This window comes from Vibrio sp. CUB2, assembly GCF_001557945.1.
Classification (GTDB): Bacteria; Pseudomonadota; Gammaproteobacteria; order Enterobacterales; family Vibrionaceae; genus Vibrio; species Vibrio owensii.
Window position 1 is genome coordinate 194,772 of the sequence record NZ_LNRB01000010.1, and the last position, 22,680, is coordinate 217,451.

Annotated in this window: 7 protein-coding genes; 5 read left to right on the forward strand and 2 right to left on the reverse strand. The window is 43.6% G+C overall.

Annotated features, from left to right (window positions below):
• Positions 1–27: 27 nt before the first annotated feature.
• From ATB78_RS17505 to ATB78_RS17520, 4 genes are all read left to right on the forward strand, one after another.
• On the forward strand, positions 28–8,799 hold the full coding sequence (locus tag ATB78_RS17505; RefSeq protein ID WP_155647827.1) for a tandem large repeat: 8,772 nt from the start codon (positions 28–30) through the stop codon (positions 8,797–8,799).
• Between the two features lie 760 nt (positions 8,800–9,559).
• Positions 9,560–11,278: a hypothetical protein gene (locus ATB78_RS17510; protein WP_061009509.1), complete on the forward strand. Its 1,719-nt coding sequence runs from the start codon at positions 9,560–9,562 to the stop codon at positions 11,276–11,278.
• A 1-nt stretch (position 11,279) separates the two neighbouring features.
• The gene (locus tag ATB78_RS17515) at positions 11,280–12,515 is read left to right on the forward strand and encodes a hypothetical protein (protein WP_061009511.1); all 1,236 of its coding nucleotides are present in this window, start codon (positions 11,280–11,282) and stop codon (positions 12,513–12,515) included.
• Entirely contained in the window at positions 12,508–17,199 is a 4,692-nt protein-coding gene (locus tag ATB78_RS17520) for an OmpA family protein (protein ID WP_061009513.1), read from the forward strand. The genes ATB78_RS17515 and ATB78_RS17520 overlap by 8 nt, the downstream gene beginning before the upstream one ends.
• A gap of 167 nt (positions 17,200–17,366) precedes the next feature.
• On the opposite strand, the gene ATB78_RS17525 is transcribed toward ATB78_RS17520, so the two are convergent.
• Complete coding sequence (locus tag ATB78_RS17525; RefSeq protein WP_061009515.1) at positions 17,367–18,995, reverse strand: sigma-54-dependent Fis family transcriptional regulator; 1,629 nt, start codon at positions 18,993–18,995, stop codon at positions 17,367–17,369.
• Entirely contained in the window at positions 18,982–21,660 is a 2,679-nt protein-coding gene (gene tssH / locus ATB78_RS17530; protein WP_061009580.1) for a type VI secretion system ATPase TssH, read from the reverse strand. Before tssH ends, ATB78_RS17525 begins: the two co-directional genes overlap by 14 nt.
• 455 nt (positions 21,661–22,115) lie before the next feature.
• On the opposite strand from tssH, the gene ATB78_RS17535 reads away from it, so the two are divergent.
• Complete coding sequence (locus tag ATB78_RS17535; protein WP_009705234.1) at positions 22,116–22,634, forward strand: Hcp family type VI secretion system effector; 519 nt, start codon at positions 22,116–22,118, stop codon at positions 22,632–22,634.
• Positions 22,635–22,680 lie beyond the last annotated feature (46 nt).

A 22,680-nucleotide genomic window follows, 5' to 3' on the forward strand; every position in this document is an offset into this window, starting at 1 on the left:
AATACGCTAAAACCAACGTTAGGTCTCATGGCTGCTTCACTTTTATTGAGTGCATGTGGCGGTGGGGATGGTGGTGACAATACACCGCCAGCTAGGAATACAGGAAGCATCTCAGGTAACGTTTTTGACGCTCCGGTCAATGGCGCCAAGATCGAGGTGTTTGAATACAAGGATGGAAAAGTCGGCAGATTGCTTGCAAGCACGACTTCTGATGCCTTTGGTGATTACAAGCTTGAATTTGAATCCTCTTCGATGCCTTTGTATGTCGTCGCGCAGCAAGGTAGCTACACCGATCCTCTCACTAAAGAAATTGTGTCATCGAGTGCGGGTAAGACTTTGCGCCTAGAAGGGGTAGTGAATTTTAGTGAAGGTAGTGATCAGAAATTAATGCTCACACCACTGACTAATATCGTTTCTGGTTTAGCTAAGTATAAGATTTCCGGTGGGGAATCTGGCTCAGATGCGGTCTCTGAAGCCTTAGATAGTATCAATGGGATGTACGGGTTCAATGTCAATGAAACCACTCCGATTGACATAACGAAAGGTGGTCAAAGTAGCTTTGCCACTCCTGGTCACCAATACGGAGCTTTGCTAACAGCATACTCTTCATTTTCTTATGACCTTATTGAAAAATACGGTCAGTCTGAAGATAACGTCTATACCTCGATGCATTTCGCTGACATTCAATTTCGTGATGTCATCGCTGATGGTCTTCTAGACGGCTTAGAAATCAGTGACTCGACAGGTGCAGTGACGCCGCTTACGTTTGGTCAGCAGAGAATTACCAGCGACGTTTACACTCAAGATCTTTCTCAACACGTATTGATTGTAGTGAACGACCCAGAGCTTAACATCTCAGGTACGGATGCTGATGATTACGTTGCTTTTAGTCAAAAAATTAATGATTTGGGAAGCCATGGTACGACCGATGGTGTTATTCCACCACGCGATGAAACCGAAATCGATACAACACCACCAACCGTAACGCGCACCGATAGTGATGTATTAGCAAGAACAGATAGCGTAGATATCAGACTTAATGACGATATCGGTGTTCAATCTGTTTCTGCTTATGTGCAATACCAATTACATGGTGCTTGGTCAGGCGAATTCAAATGTAACGACCAACAGACTTCTGGCAGTGAGTTTTGTTCGGTAGACGCAAGCGGATTTGAAGTTGGTGTTCGTGAAACAAACATCAAAGTAAGTGTCGATACAAAAGCTATTGATGCCGTTGAGGTTGACTCAGAAACCGGCCTTTCTAATGTGACTGCTGCTCGTTTGGTGTTTTACACGGCAGATGTTTTAGGCAATGAACTTGTTCCTGGTAGCAATTCAGGCCATTACGTAAATTTCGAGTGGGATAATGATGCACCGGTCATCTCTGTTACTTCTGCAAGCGCTATCAACAACGAACTTCAAGAGTACGTATTAAAAGGCATAGTAAAAGAAGCGTCTCAAGACATTAAGTCTGTCAGCGTTTCATTTAAAAGCGGTCTCCCAGAAGATGTGGCTTGTACTCCTGTAACGGCAGAGTCGGGCAGTGCTTGTGAATTTAGTAAGGCTTATTTGACGGACGAATTCTTATCTACGACTACGTTCGATATCAAGGCGACCGATACCAAAGACAACGTCGGTGAATACCAGCATGCAGTAAGCCGTGACGATCAAGCCCCTGCTCAGATCATTACGTACCCTGAAGGGACATCGATGAACTACGTTAATGTGACCGTCGATGGAGAAAGGTCTACGTACGAAGGGGTTTACACGCAAGATACTTATACATCAGACAATGTTCAGTCGAGTAGAGACTACTTGAAGATCGATTATGTCTATGCTGCTTCTGGCTTGAAATCAATTGATGGCGTTGATTTCGCCGATTTTCACGTCAACGTATTGAAAGAGAATAAGATCCCTTACGTGCGAGTTCGAGTTTCTGATGTGAACTCCGATACGGTTTTAGGCTCAAGTGCTGACAAACTTAAACTAGTCGTGAAGTACTACGTAAGCCAAAACAACGACAACAACTACGCATTTCAAAACACAACACAAACCGTGGCCTCGACGGACACTATCACCGCGAGTATCCCTCACGAAACTATTTTAGATAGCGAAGGCAGAGTCGATGAGGTTATTTACTACGTTCCTTTCGTAAAAGAGGTACTTGGTGATGGTTTTAAAAACGTTTCAGAAAACGCCAGTCAGAAACTGGTGATTCAAACCATCGACGAGTCCGACAATGAAAGTGCGACCCAAGAAGTTTACTTCCGAAGCAGTTTTGACCTACCTACGATGACGGTTGTGACCCCTTTCATTGGTGCACGTGTGCAATTAGAAGGTTTGAACCCAAATGGTGAATTCACCTCTCTAGCAAGTTGTACCACTATTCAGCAGCCAGAAAGTGATCAAACTAGCGCGCTTGATGTTGCTTCGTGTGAAGCCACGACGGACGTTGTCAATTATGAATTCATGCGAGTACGTTTAATTGGTGTAGAAGGGACGGACCCTCACTACTATCAATGGAAAGATGATGCAGGCGCAAAAGCGAGCGTTAATCTAAACAATGCCAATATCGGCGCATATTTTGAACTTGACGGTTCGAATACGTATTACGTGACCGAGCTTGCCACTTACCAGACAGGTTTGTTTGATTATCGTTGGAATCAGGTAGAAGCCGGTGACAAAACGTCAGAACGCGCCTCACAAATTTTGACAGAAGTGAAATACGCTTTAGCGGGCGGTAACGAATCGTTCTTTGGATTCGATCCAACCATTACGGCGTACGCTACAAATGAGATGCTTGAGGAGACAATTCCTAGCGATCTCTCTAACGACTACCTGCACCGTTTCCTTGTTGAAGCAATTGATGACTTATCTCAGAACACACCTCGTAATAACTCTTCTGATTTCGCCTCCGCTATTTATGACGATCTTAGCTACGATGGTAAAGCAAACGGGATTGGCGCTGGTGGGAACCAAATCCAACTAGATGGTTATGTATTTAAACCTGATACCTACCGTAAAGATCTTGCTCAGTCCTACTACAACATCATGACTGAAAAATACGGCATCCCAGATAATATTGCTCAGCTTTATGCTGATGATATTTCTACGGCTAATCCTAAACTTGGCGAAGACAATATCTTTGATAGTGGGGGCGGCAGTATTGATATTTATCCGCCGAAACAAACGCTAACAATAGAGACTGGCCGCACAACCATGGTTGGCGACAAGCTATATGTCGCGGGTGAAGTGGTATCTAGAGTAGTGTTAGAAGATCCATCTGGGGTTGTAGAGGAAGGCGACCAAGCCCCGAAATTCCAAAGCATGTGGTATGCAGTGGGAGACCCTAATACTGAAATTCCATTGGAACTTAAACCACAAGAATCTGGCGATAGTAATAAATTTAGAAAAGAGTATTTCTTTACCTTAAATACAGAGTCAGCAGATCTCACCGATATCATCGAGTTTGCGTTGGAGACAACGGCATTCGATACCAAAGGTAATGGATATACTGAGGCCGACCCTCTTGTAGAGCGTTTGTATGTAGATAATGACTATCCGGAGGCGAGTTACATCCCTCCTATAGGTCCAGATAAAAACCCTATAGGGGAAGATGTTTATCTGAGTATTAAAAATAACATCCACGATCTAACTTTTGAGTTGAAAGATGTGGTTGGTGACAAACTCGAGAAACGTAGTTTACTTTTCTATAAGACATCTGGCGAAAGATACCCAGTTTCATATGATCAGTTTTATACCAACCAAAGCGATCGGTTCGTCGTACGCCTATGCAGTCAGGAAGATTGCTCGACTCAAGGAACAACAATTAACCCAGGTGATGGTGACTGGTTAACGGTAGTTAGCGCCGAAGATAACTTGGGGAATGCGGTGTCAGATGCCGACAATGGAGCGTCAAGGTTTCGTATTTATATCGACTCTGAGCCACCGGTTGTTAATGATGCGGAAATTTCAGAGCGATTGGGTGGCAACGATGTTTGGACTCCGGTGATCGATTGGGGTGATCTTAGTCAAGGTAGCAATGTAAAAGTCGAACTAAGGAAAGGCTCAGGTCAGTCCCAAACGTTAGAAGCTTGCGATCCTGAAACAAGCGTTTGTGATCAACCATACCTCATTGGCGAGCAGCCGGATGTTAAAGTTCAATTGGTTGCTGAAGCCTTTAATTATGATTCCAAAAATGAATTTTACGTAACGGCAACGGATAAAGCCTATCCAGCAAACGAGAGTAGGAAGGGGACGTTCAGCTTTCAAGTTGATAATAAGGGACCAGTAGTTCTACTCTCTACCCCTTGGATTGAAGACGCTTTGAATAAAGAAAACACCGTAGTAGGACGTAAGTTCAATGTGCTTTTTGAATCAGTGACAGATGATTCTGGTATTGAAGAAATATCCTTGTTCCAGGTAGATAACCCTACAGTGTTAAAAACGTTTAAGCCTGCCGACCCAAGTCAAAAATTCGAAATGCCTCTTGTAGATGCTGACACTGACAAAATTGACCTGAGGGAAGGAGAAGGAAATCGCATCAGTCTCTATGTTAAAGCAAAAGATGTTCATGGTTTTGAAAGTCAATCGAATACAAATAGCGTAATTTTTGACAACAAAGGCCCAGAATTTAGCTTGATGGGGCACGATGTTAATAGTTACTACAATAGTGATTATGTCTTTGAGCTGAGAGCTACAGATTTAGGCCCGAATGGTAACGTTTCTACTGAGGGGGTAGATCGAGAAAACTTAGAGTACTGGATATTTGAGGATGTTGAACCAGCACCGGGTACTCCGGGAACGAAAATAGTTAATGCCGAAGCTCTTAAAATTCCTTTAGGTGGGCAAAGTGATGGTGAGCATACAATTAGAGTTAAAGGTTCAGATACTCGTGGCAACTCATCGACAAGTGACTTTTTAATTAACGTGAGCAGTAAGAAACCTGACTTAAAATTAGGGATTACCTATGCTAATGGTGATTCAGAAGGCCAAGAAATTAATAATAACGTGGTCTATGACAATGGTGACATTAAACTCACACTCGAAGTAAACGATGTGAGTGGGGTTAATAAAATTATATCTACTTATAAATACTCTGGTGAAAGCAATGCGACAGACTTTCAGTTTTCTAAAGTTGACGGTTCAGAGGACACTTGGGAAGCGACGTTAACCCAGGCTCAACTAAGTATAGATGGAAACTATGAGTTAAGTATTAGTGTTGAAAATAATGTCCAACATAACGGTACTCCACTAGTTAGCAACATTAACCGCACGTTAAGCGTCCAGCGTAATGGTGTCGAGCTTGAAATTGCAGAGCCAGCGCCTACAGATTTTCAGAGCTATGTTTCTGATGGGGTGCTAGACGTTAAATTCACAACTAAAAGTGAAGTTAAAGCAGCCAAAATTCAATGTTGGGTTCGTCAAGAATACAGTAGCGAGGTCGCACCTCCCCCAGAAGAAAAGCCTACCTCTGGCGAGAAGAATATCTCTCCGGGTCAAGATCCTAGCTGCAGCGTTGACTCTGAAGGAGCTTCGTTAAAACCTGCCGTTTTAATTGTACAAACCAAGGGCACGAACGGAGCCGCAGCAGTGCAGAAGTTTGACTTTCAAATGATGGATGCAGAGGCTCCAGAGACAGTCTCACCTAAAGATGATAAATTCGAATTTCAAGGCGGTGAGGTAAGCTATGACTCAGATGACTCAACTAAGTATCTTGCATTCGACCTGATATTCAAAGATGAACTGTCTGGAGTAGATATTAACGACAAACCTCAGTTAAGTAAGACGTCTGGGGATACGACATTTGATGCCAAGAGTTGTGTTTTGAATGGTGAAGGGCAAGCTGTTTGCAGTTACAAAGAAAAATATTACGATATTATTCGAAAGTTGGATGGTAAGTACCCCTACATAATTAAGAACATTAAGGATAATGCAGGCAACTTAGCATCAGATCATGCGTTTGAATTTGTATTACCAACTCAAAAGCCAGATGTTAAAATTACAAGCCCTGAAGGTAATGATGTATTAAATGGTGAATACCTCGATGTAGACTTTAGAGTTAAGCTTGCCGAAAACTCGAAAATAGAAAACGTCAGTGTTACCTTTGGTGGCGAGTCCTATGACTCAAAAAATAATGCTGATAACTTCAGGAATTTCAATGAATGTACTGATGACGATACATTTCTCTGTTCAACATTTCGTAGTGATAAGTTGGATGAGGAGCTTGCAAACCGGTCATTAAATGTAAATGTGACTGTTACAGATGTTTGGGATAACGCCGGAAGTGCAGACGTTGAAAATATTAGATTCGATAATGCAGCTCCTGTCATTGGAGATGTGATCACGGTTACTGAGCAACCAGATGACAAAGTTAGGTTCACTTTTGTCGAGATGAAAGATGACGTCAGTGGTTTAGCTAAGGTTAAGTACACGGTGCGAGCGCTTGACTTTGAAGAAGAAAAAACGAATAAGGAAAACGATAAGGAATACATAACTTATTTCGAGCTATCCAAAGGTGAGCTTTCAGGTCTTAATCAAATTAAGGTTGAAGTAATTGCGAAAGATGCGGTGGATAACCAAAGTAGTGAAGACAAGACTATCGATCTGACTGTGCCGACTATTACTCTCTCATTTAATGACATGACTAGCTTGCTGGGAGGCAAGCTAGCATTCACTAAAGAAAGTCAATCGTTCACGATTACGTCTACAGAGGGGGAGCATGTCAAGGCAACTCATTATTCCATTGATATGGTTCCAACTACCGGAGACCCGCTTAACTTCAACGGCAATATTGTGTCGTCAAGCGCGACTGGTACCATGGATTTTGCAATTGATGACCAAGCTGAATACATATACAAAGTGACAGTCACTGACTCAATGGGACGTGCTATTAAAGACTTTACGATTTTTAATAACACTTATAATGCCGAGGGTATCGCATCAGTTGTTGATTATGAAGCCCCTGAAGTGTCGATTGTCGATACCACGCAGGATGACAAAGCGACAGATGATGGCAAATATCAGTTGGATGTAACTGCTCAGGTAACAGACAAAAACTTAAGTTCAGTAACATCAACAGCTGACAACGGCTCAGGTCTAGCAGTAGGGCCACAGTCAATCACGGAGCCTACCAACGATGGCGACCCTTATGTGTTTCACTACTTATTATCGCCAGGAAATTACACGATAAAAGTAATCGCGACTGATGCTGTCGGCAATCAAAAGGATGGACAGACAACTTACGAAGTGGTGGCAGCGACAGTTCCTGAGCTAACAATATCGACGACTGCAAGCACACCTTTGGCTGGTGGCGCCGAAGTCCCGCTTACATTTACTTTTACTGAAGAAGTCACAGATTTCGATATTTCAGACGTAAAGTTAGATGAGAATAATGGCGGTGAGTTAAAACCTTTATCTTGGAATACCACTGACAACATAACTTGGACAGTCACATACATATCACCAGAAAGAGAAAATAAAGACATAACCATACGGGCCGATGATGGGAGCTATAAGAGCATCAACAATATCCCCGGAAAAGGGGATAGTTTGATTCTGGGGGTAGAAGGTGTGTTACCTACGCTTACTAAAGTAACGTTTGATCCACTGCATCAAGAAATTGGAAAGGCAGTAGACGTTAAGCTTGAGTTTGACAAAGAGTTACAAGAAGCAACGGCAACATTAGGTGCGAACAATGTTACTTCGCTAACGGCTGATCCTGCTGATAAGAAAGTTTGGACCGGAACCGTTAATGTCCCAGACGTACCAGAACTCGGTGTTGGCCTAGTGGTGAGTCAATATAAAGACCTAGTAGGTAATGTGGGTGAGGATAATACGTCATATACATTGCCAATCACGCCAATCTTGGCGATCACGCCAGTAGGCAATGTGGATGGCAGTAATGCGGCCTCATTGCAGATTGCGGGGACGTCAACACGCTTTGAAGGCCAAACGGTGAACGTAGAAATCAAAGCGCAAGGCAGTGAAACGGCTATCGTGAGCAGCAATGCCACGGTGCAAAGCGGCGGGGCTTGGACGAGCAACGCGATGGACATCAGTGGTGAGCCAAATGGCACCTACAACGTGGTGGTGACGGGGACCAACGCCTCCAACGTCGAGGTCACAGAAACGAGCACCTTAACGCTATCGCAGGCATTGCCAACCTTGACCAGTGCGACCTTCAATCCAACGCACCAGTTGGAAGGGCAAAATGTCACGGTCACACTGGAGTTCGATAAAGCGCTGCAAGCAGCGAGTGCAGAGCTGGGTGGTTCCGCCTTCACACTGACCAAGACAGCGGATGCGAAAGTCTGGACTGGTGACGTTGTCGTGCCCGTCACGTCAGAGCTGACCGTAGGTTTGGTGGTGAAAGACTATCAAGATTTGTCTGGTAACACAGGCGCAGATGACAGCAGCCACTCAATGCCAATTACACCAACGATCACTATTGGAGCCATTAGTGATGTGTCTGGTAATACAACAGTAACTGTTAATGGAACAAGTACTCGCTTTAAAGAGGGTGAAGTAATAGAAATCAGAGCTGTTGATGCTGATGATAAACCAACTACTGGTAATGCATCTGTGCTCAGTGATGGAACATGGACCGTTGATCTTGATTTGTCTTCTTTGAAAGAGGGCACAATTACCGTCTATGCAAATGGCACAAATTCGCTATCTGCAAGTGCAACTGAGGTCAACACGACATTTAATTATTCGAGCACTATCGTTAAAGTGCTTTCCGACTCTGACTATCTGTATAGAGATAAGGAAGATAGAGCCTTGAAAAAGGTTGCGTAATACAAAGCGAGCATTTAGCTCGCTTTCTTTTTACTTGGTGTTAAGTGATCTAAGTCAAATGATTAGCTTTTTCTAATGATTGCGACAGATGATTTGTTGGTCTTTATACAAGGTCAAATATCTAGAATGACTATATCTATTTTGTTTTTAGATGGTATTGGTGTGATTGTGGTGGTCAATTCCAGAATGTGGTGGTGAATATGCCACGTTGAGAATATGTCGTAATATTATATAGTTACATCCATCGCTATACCCCAAGTATAGAGTTCTGCATAAGGTAGGGTACTACCTGACAGTTGTGTAATCGTAATGAAGTGACACCAGCCTAGCATCACATCAAAGCGGTTACGCGTTTTTGTGGGTGTGACACGCACTCACCTTTTTTTATTCATACTTCCTCAGTAGCAATTCTATTATTTATTGTTACTGAGGAAGGTCATTGCTTTAGAGCTTTTCTTCGCTCCCTTATTGTCTGTATCGAAACTGTTAACTTCTGCTCAAAAATAAAAAAAATCCTTTTATTTGAATTCTTCTTTTTGATTTAAATGTCTAGTTATTTTGTGTTTTTCTGTAGTTAAAATGACCTGTTTGCTAGCGAATATGTCTTTTGGGTGGCTTTCAGCTTATTTGTTGATTTTTCTATGTGATTGAATGTTATAAATTAAATTAGTAGCATTAGCGCACCAAATCGTACTTGTAAGCCTTATCAGCTTAAATGTCACCGCAACCATATTTACGATGTTGGTTGTGGAGAATTCAAATGCATTTAGTTTGCAAATTTATACCTAGCTCGAAGCTATCCTCCAGCGAGCTACCTTATGTTCTTACACCAGACGAGTGTATAGGGCAACTTTCGCGTTTGCGAAATTCAGATGACATCCTTAGAAACCTCCCTAAAGAGTTTGCGCAAAAGATTTCTCTTTCTTCTAAAAAAACGACCAGCGGATTGCTAGCAGCGATCAGAGGCGAACTTGGGAAAGGCAGTTGGGTCTCATTGTCTTCCTTTGCTCGTAGGTCGCCACTAACAGACTCTCAGTTGCAAAGTTTTCCTAGACTTAAAACACTCGTTGACTCTGTGTCAGCTTCGAATGAAAGCAAAGTTTTTAAAGCGGGTTACAAGCAGGTTACTGATGATGTTGCTTTAGTTCGTAGTTACACGCATGTACCTTCTGAGCCAAGCCCAGAGCAAAAAATCGTTGTCGAGTTTGCAGGGCAGTGGTCTAGCAATGCAGCATGTTTGATGTTGGGAAAAACCGACGCTCAAAAAGAAAAAGTTACTGTAGGCAAGGCCGATACAGAAAATAAACACCGCAGCCTAGCGACATTTAAAGATCTCGAAGCTGAGGGCAAAACGCTCTATATCAAAATCCCTTGTTCCGACCAGCCTCAACCAATCTTGCTTAAACTCGCCGAAGACCTGCAACCCGTTGATAAAGAAACTCAGATGGATGAGTGGGATAACGTGTTGGTGCCTTTGGTTCCTGTTCATAAGAGTGATTCAGGGTATGTATCTATCGATCGCGGTTATATTTATGCCGTTTGGCAATCAGAAGTTTGGCGAGAAATCCAAGTTCAAAACGACGGACGCTTTTCTGATGTCGATCTATCACTCTACCAAAGCACCAAGTCCTCGCCTCAAAGATCGGTCGATATCAGCTTATATGATGAAGACTCCGAAGCATTTCTGTCAGGGGAAGCGTTTCAGTTGTATCAAGACGGTAAAAAAGTCTATGAGGGTATGTTGGACGAATACGCTTGCGCCCGTGTTTTTGGTCTTACTGGAGAAGAAGTTGAGGTAGTGGTCGCTGATTGGCCTAATGAAGGCGAAACATACACAGAATTACTTCAAACCGAGTTGAGTCCATTTAAGGCTGGAAGTAAAACTAAGAGAGAGCCGCTTGGTGTTCCTTTGCCTCATATTTGGCTTCCATACAAAATAAACGGGAGCGTACAAAGTGATGTTGCTCTTTATTATTCTCGGGCTCAACTCAATACTCAGCAACTCAATGAATTAAAGAGCGGGAATAACGAGAAAGCGGTTAAAGTAGACCTCAGTGATTATTCTTCCGCTCATAACTTTGATGCGAGCTCCGAACCTGTGATTTCGCTGCCGAATCTAGGTACTCAAGTGTTAAGCAAATCAGATTACAATGTCGTCAGTCAAAAAGAGCAGGGTGTTGCTGCCGCTGTTGTTAACTCCCCAAGCGAAGGCATTGTAATTACTTATAAGAGTAACCCCCAATGCGATCAACCAGATGATTATTTCCAACTGACGTGTGTTGATGAAACATGGAGCCAAAAGATTTTTTTGCGCGAGGCTGAGTTTGTGGATCAGTATTGTAAAGAAGTCGTGTTTAGTGGTTGGTTACCAGAAGTTAAAAGGGTCAATCTAACCCGTCATTGCCGATCTCATAACTCAGATAAAACGGTCTTAATGTCAGTAATTTATCAAGACATTGAACTCACGGAACTATTATAAAATGAAACGAACAACGTTAAGTATCACGCTTCTTTCGACAGTTATGTTATTAACAGGCTGTGGTGAAGAAAGTAGTCAAACTTCGAATACTGCAACAACACAATCCGTAGAAAAAGAGCCCGCTCAGAAGGCTTGTTATGATGTTGGTGAAACAACGTCATTCGAACGCAAAGACGTAACAGGACCACGCTGCCAATGGCAAAGTGAGCACAACTTTATTGTTTATTCTGAAGACCTTTCCAAGCCTGAATACCCAGGTACACTTCCCGTAAAACCAGGCTATGCCGTTCGCAGAGCAAAAGAGTGGCCCCGTGAAGACTTGTCTGATGCGAGCTCTTATGACAAACCTCGAATTCAGTTTTGGTGGAATAATGTCAGCTCTCGAGACCCTCTCGTAAATGATTACGAAAATGGCTACAAAATTTGGAGCGTGAAAATTGATGGGACAGATTTACGTTTGGTTACGGATGATATGCCAAGTACGGCTTCGCCACAGACCTTTATGATGAGTCGCTCACCCAATAATCGTTATGTTGCCTATGCATACAGTTATGGTGAGCCTCTGATAAAAGCGATCTTTGACCTAAAAACGCAGCAGACCATTCAACTTGGCAGTGCGCGCACGAAGCCTTATTTAGTCTGGGCGGACGACTCTAGCTACATCTATTTCTCAGACGGTTTTAAGCGCTATAAATACACACTCGCGACAGGAATCAAAGAAGAGGTAGACGTACCGTTGTCTGAAAATACGGTCATTGTAGACGGCAAATTAATCAATGCCGCGGGCTTGGGGGTTGGGGTTTATGACGCCAAGACACTCAAACGCTTATACACTATTTTACCTGAAAAAGAGTTTGAAGACTCCGTCGATATTGAAAAGCGTATCTACCGCCAAATTGCGATCAGCCCTAATGGTAAGTATGTATGGGGAATAAACTCGTATCGTAAGGTGCTGATCAACGTGGAGGATAAAACTTGGCTTTCGTTTTCTAGAGAGGGTGATGAAAAGAAAGTTTATGCGGAAGTGGGCAATATCAGTAACAACGGCAATGAAACACAAATAGGGGCAGCAAAAATAACCATAAGACGTTACGGGGCAGATCACCGTTATGAAATGAATGGAAATGGGGCTCAGTCATGGAAGGTGATTCAATCAGGTCAAAACACGATAACTCCAGTGTTATATAATGCTGATGCTAATGACGGGCGTTTTCTGGAGGTAGAAAACGATGAGTAATAACTTTAAGTATTTACCAACAGATGTCTATTTGTTCGGTGTCGATTTTCCTAATATTGGGGATGCACAGACTCCTCAATATAGAGCGATTAATATCGAAAAAGATCTGACCTCATTAGAAGAGCTGAAAAATATCCGCCCTATGTCACGTCTTCCTATTGCCATAAATTTAGGTGAGGAAAGCGCAGCTCTTTGGGCGACAGATGATTTAGGCCGTTTACATGTACTGGGCGATTCTATTCAGAAAAACCAAAAAACCAATGTCAATCAGGTTTTGGCACTGCGCTCGCCAGTACATGAGTTAGCACAGAAGACGTACAAGCTGTCTTTTCCTGAATGGTCAATGCTTACAGAGTTGGCGATTGGTGCGCAGAGCAATGCTCGCCCAATCAAAAAGGCGTGCTCAGACCTTGTCTCTATCTTAGGAAATCTAAAGGGAAATGGGAGCAAGAAAACACTGAACTCGCTAGAAAAAAAAGTGGAATACGCTGTCACAGAAGTAAAGCGCTCACAACTTGCTCCTAAATATAAAGTGGGCACTCAAGCACTAACTGATGAGCAAATTACATATAACAAATGGTACGACTCTGTTCCTGAAGATAAGCCCATTCGAGGTTTTATCGTCCCGACTTTTTCATTTCTCGCTGTAGCGTTTTCAACCGATGATTATGACCTCGCTGTTGTTGATATAAAGCGTTTCGATGAAACAACGAGCACACACAAAAGCTTGCAAGACAAGGACGTTGTAACACAGGCTAAACTTGAAAAAACCAGCGGGTCGCATCGTCCAGTAGCGCTGTTTCCTTTAGCGTCGGAGGTTTTTACTGATGGCATGTACACTATTGAAGTGGCTTTCGACCAAAAGTTTGGAGGAAAAATTCCCGAATTTGTCCAGAATGCCACTAATGTAACCAAAGAGTATGATGAGTTTGGTGATGCTACAAGAGTTAGCTACGAGCTACGAGAATACATCACACTTAGCCAAACGACTCCGTTCGGTAAGATCGCGGTTGTTGCAGGCGACATGATCTCACTTGAAGAGTCTTTGATATACCAATTTCCTACGCAGTTTAAAGCCCTACAAGCCTTCCGAATGGGGGAGCTTGAAAACTTAGAGAATAGTGGAACGACTGCCAGTATGAGTGCTGCACTTTGGGAGATTGGCACAAAAGTTACGCCAAGTTTGGTTAATGCTGGCATTAATATTCATCAAAACCCATCAAGTAAACACGACGTGATTGGAAGTTTAGCAAACACGTTTTGGGGGCAAGTAGACAAGGGTGCATTACCTCCAGCCATGATTTCTGCATTGGAGTTTTCATTTGGGGTATCGGCTACCGCAGCAGCTTACCAAACTCTTCAAGATTTACGCCAAGCCGCATCGGGATCTGAGCGTGCAGCACAAGTGGGCTTAAAAGTGCTCCTCAAAGAGAAGGGGTTTGACAAAAGTAAGTTCTTTACCAAGGTTATTGAACCTGCGAGAAATGGTAATGCCCACGTTGTGGCGGGGAGTGCTGCAAGAACGTGGTTGACAGGTAACGGCAGTATCAAAAGCTTTTTGTCGCCCTTTGCTGGTGCAGGGCTCAATGCAATCAACACCTTCTATGAGATAAAAGAGATCACTGACAAAAGCGAGCAATTACGCTTAGCAGAAGAGAAAGCTAAACTCAGGAAAAGTTATTTTGAGCAGGTATCACGCGATTATCTGAACTGGGTACCAGTCTGGAAAGAAAGTCTGAAGAGCGGGGAATTACTACTTAAGCAAATCATAGATAAGTTAGGCGACAATGTAACGTTTACTGACAGCATTCCTAATGACGTTGCTGAAGACAGTGCAATGTTTGTTAAAGACCATAAAGGTGCCGGTTTACGCTTGGTTTTTCCTTTTGATAACAATCAGGTTCAAGCCCCTCACTTGTCATATTTGGCTGCTGTCGATAAAGAATTATCTAAGATTCCAAATGCCGTTGTTGAAATCGAAGGGCATGCCTGTCAAAACGGTGATTCAGAATATAACCAAAACCTTTCGCAACAGCGAGCGCAGCATGTTGCTGAGTTCTTTTCTTCAGTCACTGACATTCGATTTTTTGGCGAACGTCGACCGATAGTCGAGGTACCAAACAACGAAATCAAACGCGAAAACGCTCAACTTAATATTAACCGACGTGTTGAGGTTCGAATATACCTACAAGAGTTTGCGGCGAGAATTCCACCGAGTCGACTCGGCTTTAAGGCTATGGAGCAAGCGCGTTTAGCTCAGTTAAATGCGAACTTGGGAGAAGAAGCAATTGCAAAAGAGCTCAAGCTAGCTATCTTCGAGATGATCGTTGGTATGGCTTGCTATGTTCCGATAATAGGACAGGCAGCAAGAGGCTTTTTCGTTGTTAAAGAAGGCGGGAAAATGCTGATGAGTGGCGCCCAGTTGCTAGACTCTGCGCTCTTCGATTATTACTTGTCTTCCTACAACGAAGTTAGAAAAAGCATATCTGCGATTGAACAACTTAGCCATGAAACCACAGAGATTATTGATTCATTGGCTGAAATTAATACTCAATTGACCGAGATGTATTTTACGTCTTCAGAGGCGTTAGTCGAGCACCTAGGAAAAGCAACGGGTGCAAAGGAGTTGATTAAGCGCTATCAACGCCGTGCACTTGCTATTAATGGTTTGGTACTTTTGATTCAAAGAGCTTGTGCTGAGGGCGAACAAGAGTTCACAAAGCAGTGGCAAGTATTAGCCATCGATGAATACATTCAGCGATATATCGAAACCGACGGCTGGATATTAAACACAGAGTTAAAAGAAAACTTGTGCAACTTGTGGATCCAAGAACTCATGCGTCGTGAGGGACGCAAGCAATTAGTTGAAAGTTACGGTGAAGAAATAGCTGAACAAATCATTACTCGTAACAAAGCCAACTATATTGCTCCAAAAAGGAAAGACGTTTCTGGGGCGTTTAATGTCGCGTTTCCAGTGCAAGACAAGCTCTATAATCGCGATCAACAACGAGGCTTAGTGGAGTTTGCGACACAGTTTAATGTTGAGTCTAAAAAATTATCAGAAGAGGACCTAGGGTTCGTTAGGTTATTAGTCTCTGAGCCTCATGACAACTCTAAATGGGTCACCTTTGATGAGTGGGAGAAGGTACGATTAAAAGCAAATAAAAAGGTGCGATTATCGCCTTTCCACCGTTTGAAGTGGCAAATGGTGTTAGGCAAACAAAGTCTGAAACAGATGACGTCAAATGTGTTTCAGTGTGAGATGTCTTATCAGCGTACTGATGGTTTACTTAATACCAGTGGGCCTAAGTTTAATTTGATGTTCAAACCGATGAAACACGAGGAGTTTAGTGTAGACCCCAAAGGTGAGTTGGCCGAATTTTTTGAGGCGGAAAAAGCAGACGGCAAAGCCCTGATTGGTTGTGAGTTTGAGCCGTATTTTTACTTTGGTGATGATGTCTTCTCTGGTGTGAAGCCTTTGATCGCCAAGCATGATTTAGTTGATTATAGTGGCTATTTATCTAAAGTTGCTCTCGGTCCGATTTTTGGGCAGGTGATAAAAATTGACTCCCAACAAGACGTGCTCAAAGAATATGTAAACAGCGGTGGCTTCAAAAATATGACCTATGAGTTCACTCTATCTGGAAGCAACTATAAGCTACCAGTACGAGTGGACAAGACAGTCGGACGATTTATTACGTCACCTAGACAGATTCCTGTCGGGGTCGATACAAACCATAACTATACACTCTCTGCTAAATCGGGTTTTATAGCGAACGGAAATAGTGTGTCAGAGAAAGATTTGTTAACGCTAGATTTTGTCTTACATAGTAAAGTTCATAAAGGCCCGACTAAGCCTGTTATCGATGACATTAAGCACAGTGCGATTGCGGTCAACTACGGAAATAAACGACAGTTTATGAACGAAGACAGTATATTCACTACTGCTGATGAGCTCAAAGGTTTTGATTGGACTTCGAATAAGTCATTCGCTATGGAAGTTATGCTTATTGGTGGCAAGCACAGAAAAGAGTCGTATGAGGGACAAAACCTCGAATGGCAGAGTGTTCCAGTTTCACTAAAGCTATCTACCACTTTTGATAATGAAGCCGTATTCGGATCTGAAACTACCGCTGGTCCTGAGTATCTAAGTAACCTTACTTATATTGGGATACTAAAGAAGAACGGTTCTAAATGGACGCTAGATGACAGCGATGTGGTTAACAAAAATATAGATGCAGATTTTGTCTCTGAGGCTCTATCCAACATAGACATGGATGAAGATTTCGATGGTAAGGTGGTCTACGCGTCTCGTTTTGAGTTCGCATTTAAAGCGCTGAACGGGCAAGAAATCAAGGGGCTTCGACCATTTGGACCCGTTGTTTCGACATCTGGTCGATTCCAAGAAGCAGTTCTAAAGGTGTCCTCTCTAGTACAACGTAATACAGCGGAAAAAACTCCGTTTAAACTTGGAAGCTTTGAGATGTCGTTGGGCAGGCAGCACAAAAATGTAGATGAGTTATCTTATTTTTCTGATTGTGAGGATCCAAGCTATAAAGTTGATAAAGATATGTACATCAACTGGGCAAAACTGAAACCAGAAGAGCGTACAGAACGTTTAGTAACTTGGATTAGAGACCCATACTTGGCAACCATCATTGAAGCGTCGATTCTCAATAAATAAAAAAACCGCCTTCGGGCGGTTTTTCTTTTCTTATCAATGGAAACTGAAGTAAGATTTCTCGCTTCTCGCTTCTCGCTTCTCGCTTCTCGCTTCTCGCTTCTCGCTTCTCGCTTCTCGCTTCTCGCTTCTCGCTTCTCGCTTCTCGCTTCTCGCTTCTCGCTTCTCGCTTAACCCGCTGCAGAAATATCGTATTTCTTCATCTTGTGGTTGAGCGTACTCATTGGAAGTGCCAATTGCTCTGCGGCCTTCTTGGTGTGCCAATTACAGGCATTTAAGCAATCGATTATCACTGTGCGCTCGTATTGGCTGACAACGTCCTTAAGGCCCATTGAAGCGTCTTCCAAATCTGCTTGTGCTGGCTCGTAAGCAGGTTGTTCTGGGGCAGGTGATGCCGCTTTTACTTCAACACTTGGCGTATCTTCTGGAATTTGTTCACCAAATTCGATGTGAGTGATGGTTTCAAAATCGGACAGCAGTACCGAGCGTTCGATGATGTTTTTAAGCTCACGCACGTTGCCTGGGTATGGGTACGCAAGAAGCTGTTTACGGACGTTGGCACTTAACCCTGGCGCTTGCGGTAAACCTAGCGTGTTTGTGGTGTGTTGCACGAAGTGCTCTGCGAGAGGGAGGATGTCCGACTTGCGTGCTCTTAAAGGCGGCAATGTAATCGGGAAGACATTCAAGCGATAGAACAAATCGGCACGGAATCCGCCATCTTTGATTTGCTGCATAAGATTACAGTGAGTAGCGGCGATAACGCGCACGTCGACTTCAATCTCTTTGCTGGTGCCGATTGGGCGAACTTTACGCTCTTGTAGCACACGCAGCAATTTTGCCTGCAGTAGCATTGGCATATCACCAATCTCATCCAAGAATAGTGTGCCGCCGTTGGCTGCTTCAAACAGGCCGACTTTGTCTTTGTCTGCGCCCGTAAATGAACCTTTCTTATGCCCAAAAAGCTCAGATTCCAATAACTGCTCTGGAATAGCCGCACAGTTTTGAACGATCAAAGGTTGTTCTGCTCGGTTAGAGTTTTCGTGAATGTATTTCGCGATCACCTCTTTACCGGCACCAGTCTCACCACGTAACAGAACGTCGACAGGAAGAGATAACACCTTATCAAGACGATTCAAGACATTGAGCATTTCTTCGCTCTCTGCAATAGGGCCCTGATAGGCTTTTTGGGTGCGCTTTTTGAGCTGAGTGTTCTCGCGCACTAGGGCTTGATTATCGGCACTGAGGCTTTTAATCACTTGCCCATATTGCTCTAACCAAACGGCTTGGCGAATATTACTCGCCGCCATGCGACAAAACTCAGTCAATGCCGCCTCATTGTCGATAACACTTAAATCGAGCAAGACCAAGAGTCCAATTGTCTTACTTTCGCTATCAATCAAAGGCCAAGCCAGCAAGTTCTCGCTTTTTAGTCCTAGCGTCTGCTCAGTTTGATAGATGCTGTCACAGTCATAGCCGTTGTACTTATACAACTCGTTAATCAATACCACTTCACCATTGCGAATGGCAAAGTTAAATGGGTCGTTCTCACTAGCGGAATCAATCTGCAATGCCTCCCAAGGGTGGGAAACAATCGTTTTATCGTTATGGTGAGCGGTACTTGGAATCAACGCCTGGCCAGTCTGGTCCAAAACATAAATGATACCGTGCTTTGCGAGGGTCATTTGTCTCGCCGCAGTCAACACAGCGTCCAAGGTTTGGGTAAGCTGGCTGCGATCAGCCAAAGACTGGCTGATCGCAAGTAGGGCGTTGCTAAGTTCGCTATGGTTAGCTGAACGCATAGGTTAGTGTTCCTTGCTCATCGACAGACACTTCGATTTGCGTATGTGAATCATCCTTGTCATGCACTAGTAGCTGAGTCGAGAGCTGAGGCAGTAACTGACGGTTGATTACCGCGTCGATGTTACGCGCCCCCGTTTCAGCAAGGCGACAGTTACCTAGTACGAACTCAACTAAGCTTTCTTCGTAGCTCAGAGACAACTTGTGATGGCTCTGTAGGCGCTGAGAAACTTTGTTCAGCTTATGGTGAATGATTTCTGTCATCGCTTCATCAGAAAGCGGAACAAATGGCAGTACCGACATTCGTGCCAACAGCGCCGGTTTGAAGTGTTGGTTCAAAGTAGGGCGGATAGCTTCTGCGATGATGTTTGCATCAATGTCTTTGGATTGATGAACCAAAGATTCAATCTCGTGCGTCGCAAGGTTACTGGTCATGATGATCAGCGTGTTCTTGAAATCGATGGTTCGGCCTTCGCCGTCGTTCAGCGTACCTTTGTCGAACACTTGGTAGAACAGGTTCAACACTTCTGGGTCGGCTTTTTCAACTTCATCAAGAAGTACAACAGAATATGGACGCTGACGTACCGCTTCTGTCAGCATGCCGCCTTCACCGTAACCTACGTAACCCGGAGGTGAACCAATTAGGCGAGATACCGTGTGCTTCTCTTGGAACTCAGACATGTTGATGGTCGTCATAAAGCGCTCACCCCCAAACATTTGATCAGCGATCGCACGAGCCGTTTCGGTTTTACCCACACCACTTGGGCCAACCAGTAGGAATACGCCTGTCGGTGCGTCTGGGTTACCTAGGCCAGCTTTTGCAGTTTGAATGCCTTCAGACAGTGCATCGATAGCGTATTCTTGGCCTTTGATGCTTTGTGTTAGGCTTTCTTTCAGTTTTAGTGTGGTTTCTGCTTCGTCTTGAAGCATCTTACCCATTGGAATACCGGTCCAGTCCGAGATGACGTGGCTGACTTCATCTGGACCCACTTCAAAGTGAACCAGTGGGTTGCCACTGCGGATTGCGTCTAACTGTTCTTGGCAGGCTGAAATTGCAATGCGAACGGCTTCTTCATCCATTTCTGCATATGGAGAAACGTCTTGCTCTTGTTCTGAATCTTCGTCTGCAGCAAATTCTTCTTCATTTGCTTCGCCAAAGACCAGTTCATGCAAGCGAGAGCGTAGAGCAATCATCTCTTGGATCTGCTCTTTTTCTTTGTGCCATTGGGCTTCTTGCTCTGCTAGCTCTTCTTTCGTTGTTTCCATTGCCAGTTTTAGGTCTGGAATGTTAGCAAGGCTGTGCTTGTCGCCAGTTTGCTGCAGAGCATCACGCTCAAGAGCTTCTAGCTCGCGCTGTTGAGCTGCAAGTTCTTGCTGCAGAGTCTCAACAGAAGCAGGAATGGCATTAAGGCTGATGTTCACTCGTGCACACGCCGTATCTAGTACATCGATCGCTTTGTCTGGTAGTTGACGACCAGAGATATAACGCGCAGAAAGTGCTGCCGCAGCAGTGATGGCGTCATCACGCACGTAAACATTGTGTGATTTTTCATAAGCAGGGCGAAGACCACGAATGATCAATGCTGCTTGTTCAGGAGACGGTTCGTCGAGTTTCACCAATTGGAAACGACGCGCAAGGGCAGGATCTTTCTCGAAGTACTTCTTGTATTCCGACCATGTTGTTGCAGCGATGGTTTTCACTTCACCACGTGCTAGGGCTGGTTTTAACAAGTTTGCTGCGTCGCTGCCGCCTGCTTGGTTACCGCCACCAACAAGGGTGTGTGCTTCATCGATGAAAAGAATGATAGGGGTTGGCGAGTTTTTCACTTCATCCAATACCGCGTTTAGGCGTTTTTCGAATTCACCTTTTACGCTTGCACCTGCCTGCAGAAGACCCATGTCCAAGCCGTAAAGCTCAACACCTTTGAGGTTGTCTGGTACGTCACCTTGTACAATCTTAAGTGCCAAGCCTTCTACTACTGCGGTTTTACCAACGCCCGGTTCACCAACAGCAATAGGGTTGTTTTTACGGCGACGAGCAAGAATGTCCACGATTTGGCGGATTTCTTGGTCACGGCAGAAAACAGGATCGATTTCGCCTTTGCGTGCTTTACCAGTGAAGTCGGTCGTGAACTTGCTCAGTGCGCTACCATCTTCACGAGCTTGTGTTTTCTCAGAAGTTGCGACTTGCGCCTCAATAGAGTGGCTTGTTAGCTCTGCAAAGTTACGCTTAAGGCTGTCAGGGTTTACCGCTTCAAGGATAGAGGCGTAACCATGTTGGCCGTAACGTAGTGGGTTGCTAACAAGTGTAAGGAGTAGGGCGCCAGAGCGGATTTGTGTTTCGGATAGATCTAAAGAAGAAACCAGCCAGCTTTCTTGTAACCATTCGATTAATAAAGCAGAAAAAACAGGTTTGCTGCCATTTCCTTTGGCGTTGGTGTCGAGTGTGGATCGAACCGATTGTCTTAATAAGTTCTCAGAACAATCAAAATGACTTAATAAGACGTCAAAATCACTATTTGGCCTTTCTAATAGACTCAGTAAATAATGCTCAATTTGAACTTCGTTTGCTTTTTCAGAGACTGCAAGTGCAGCGGCGTCTTCTAATGCCACTTTTGCAATCGGGTGTAGACGCTGAATTAATGAAGAAAGGTTTATATTTATCATAGCCATTTTATTCTTTAGAGGAAAAGAGGTAGCGGCTATTATACTAAAAGTGACAGTGCGGTTTTTTTATCAAGATATTTTGACTATCGTTTGTTGGTGATTTTAATGATGATATTAGTGCGAATATTTGTCACTGATAAATATTCGTTGTTATTGTGAATTAATTATTGGTTAATGTGCCTAAATTGCCAGTGTTATTAACTTTATTCTGCCTTAAATATATGGTTATTTTCACTTTTTATAATCGAAACAATTTATTATTATTTGAATCCAACTTTTTGGTTTTTCATCCAATAAATTGTACTTAATAAATTGATAAATAAAGCTGATTTTCCTCTAAGTTGTTGTATTTAAAGGTTTATAAAAGTTGGCACGGAGTTTGATTATACCAAGTAGTCGCGGTGATAAGCGATTTGGTGATTTAAACAAAACAGATTTTAGAAAAGGAAATAACGATGCCAACTCCAGCATATATGTCTATCCAAGGTGAAACTCAAGGTCACATCACTAAAGATACTTACTCTGCAGATTCTGTAGGTAACACTTGGCAAGAAGCTCACGTTGATGAGTTCCTAGTACAAGAGCTAGACCACGTACTAACAGTGCCACGTGACCCACAAAGCGGTCAGCCAACAGGTCAACGCGTACACCGCCCACTTGTTGTAACTAAAGTTCAAGACCGTTCTTCTCCACTACTATTCAACGCACTAGTATCTGGTGAAAAACTTCCTGAGTGTGTGATTCGTTTCTACCGTACTTCAGTTCAAGGTAAGCAAGAGCACTACTACTCAATCAAACTGATTGATGCGCTACTTGTAGATATCCAAACTCGCATGAACCACTGTCAAGATGCTGCAACTGCAGACCGCGTGACAGAAGAAGTTCTTAAGCTGACTTACCGTGCAATCGAAGTAACTCACGAAAACTGTGGTACAGCTGGTAACGACGACTGGCGTGCTCCACGCGAAGCATAATTGCTTTTTGCGTAAAGATTCAGGGCCAACAATTGTTGGCCCTAAT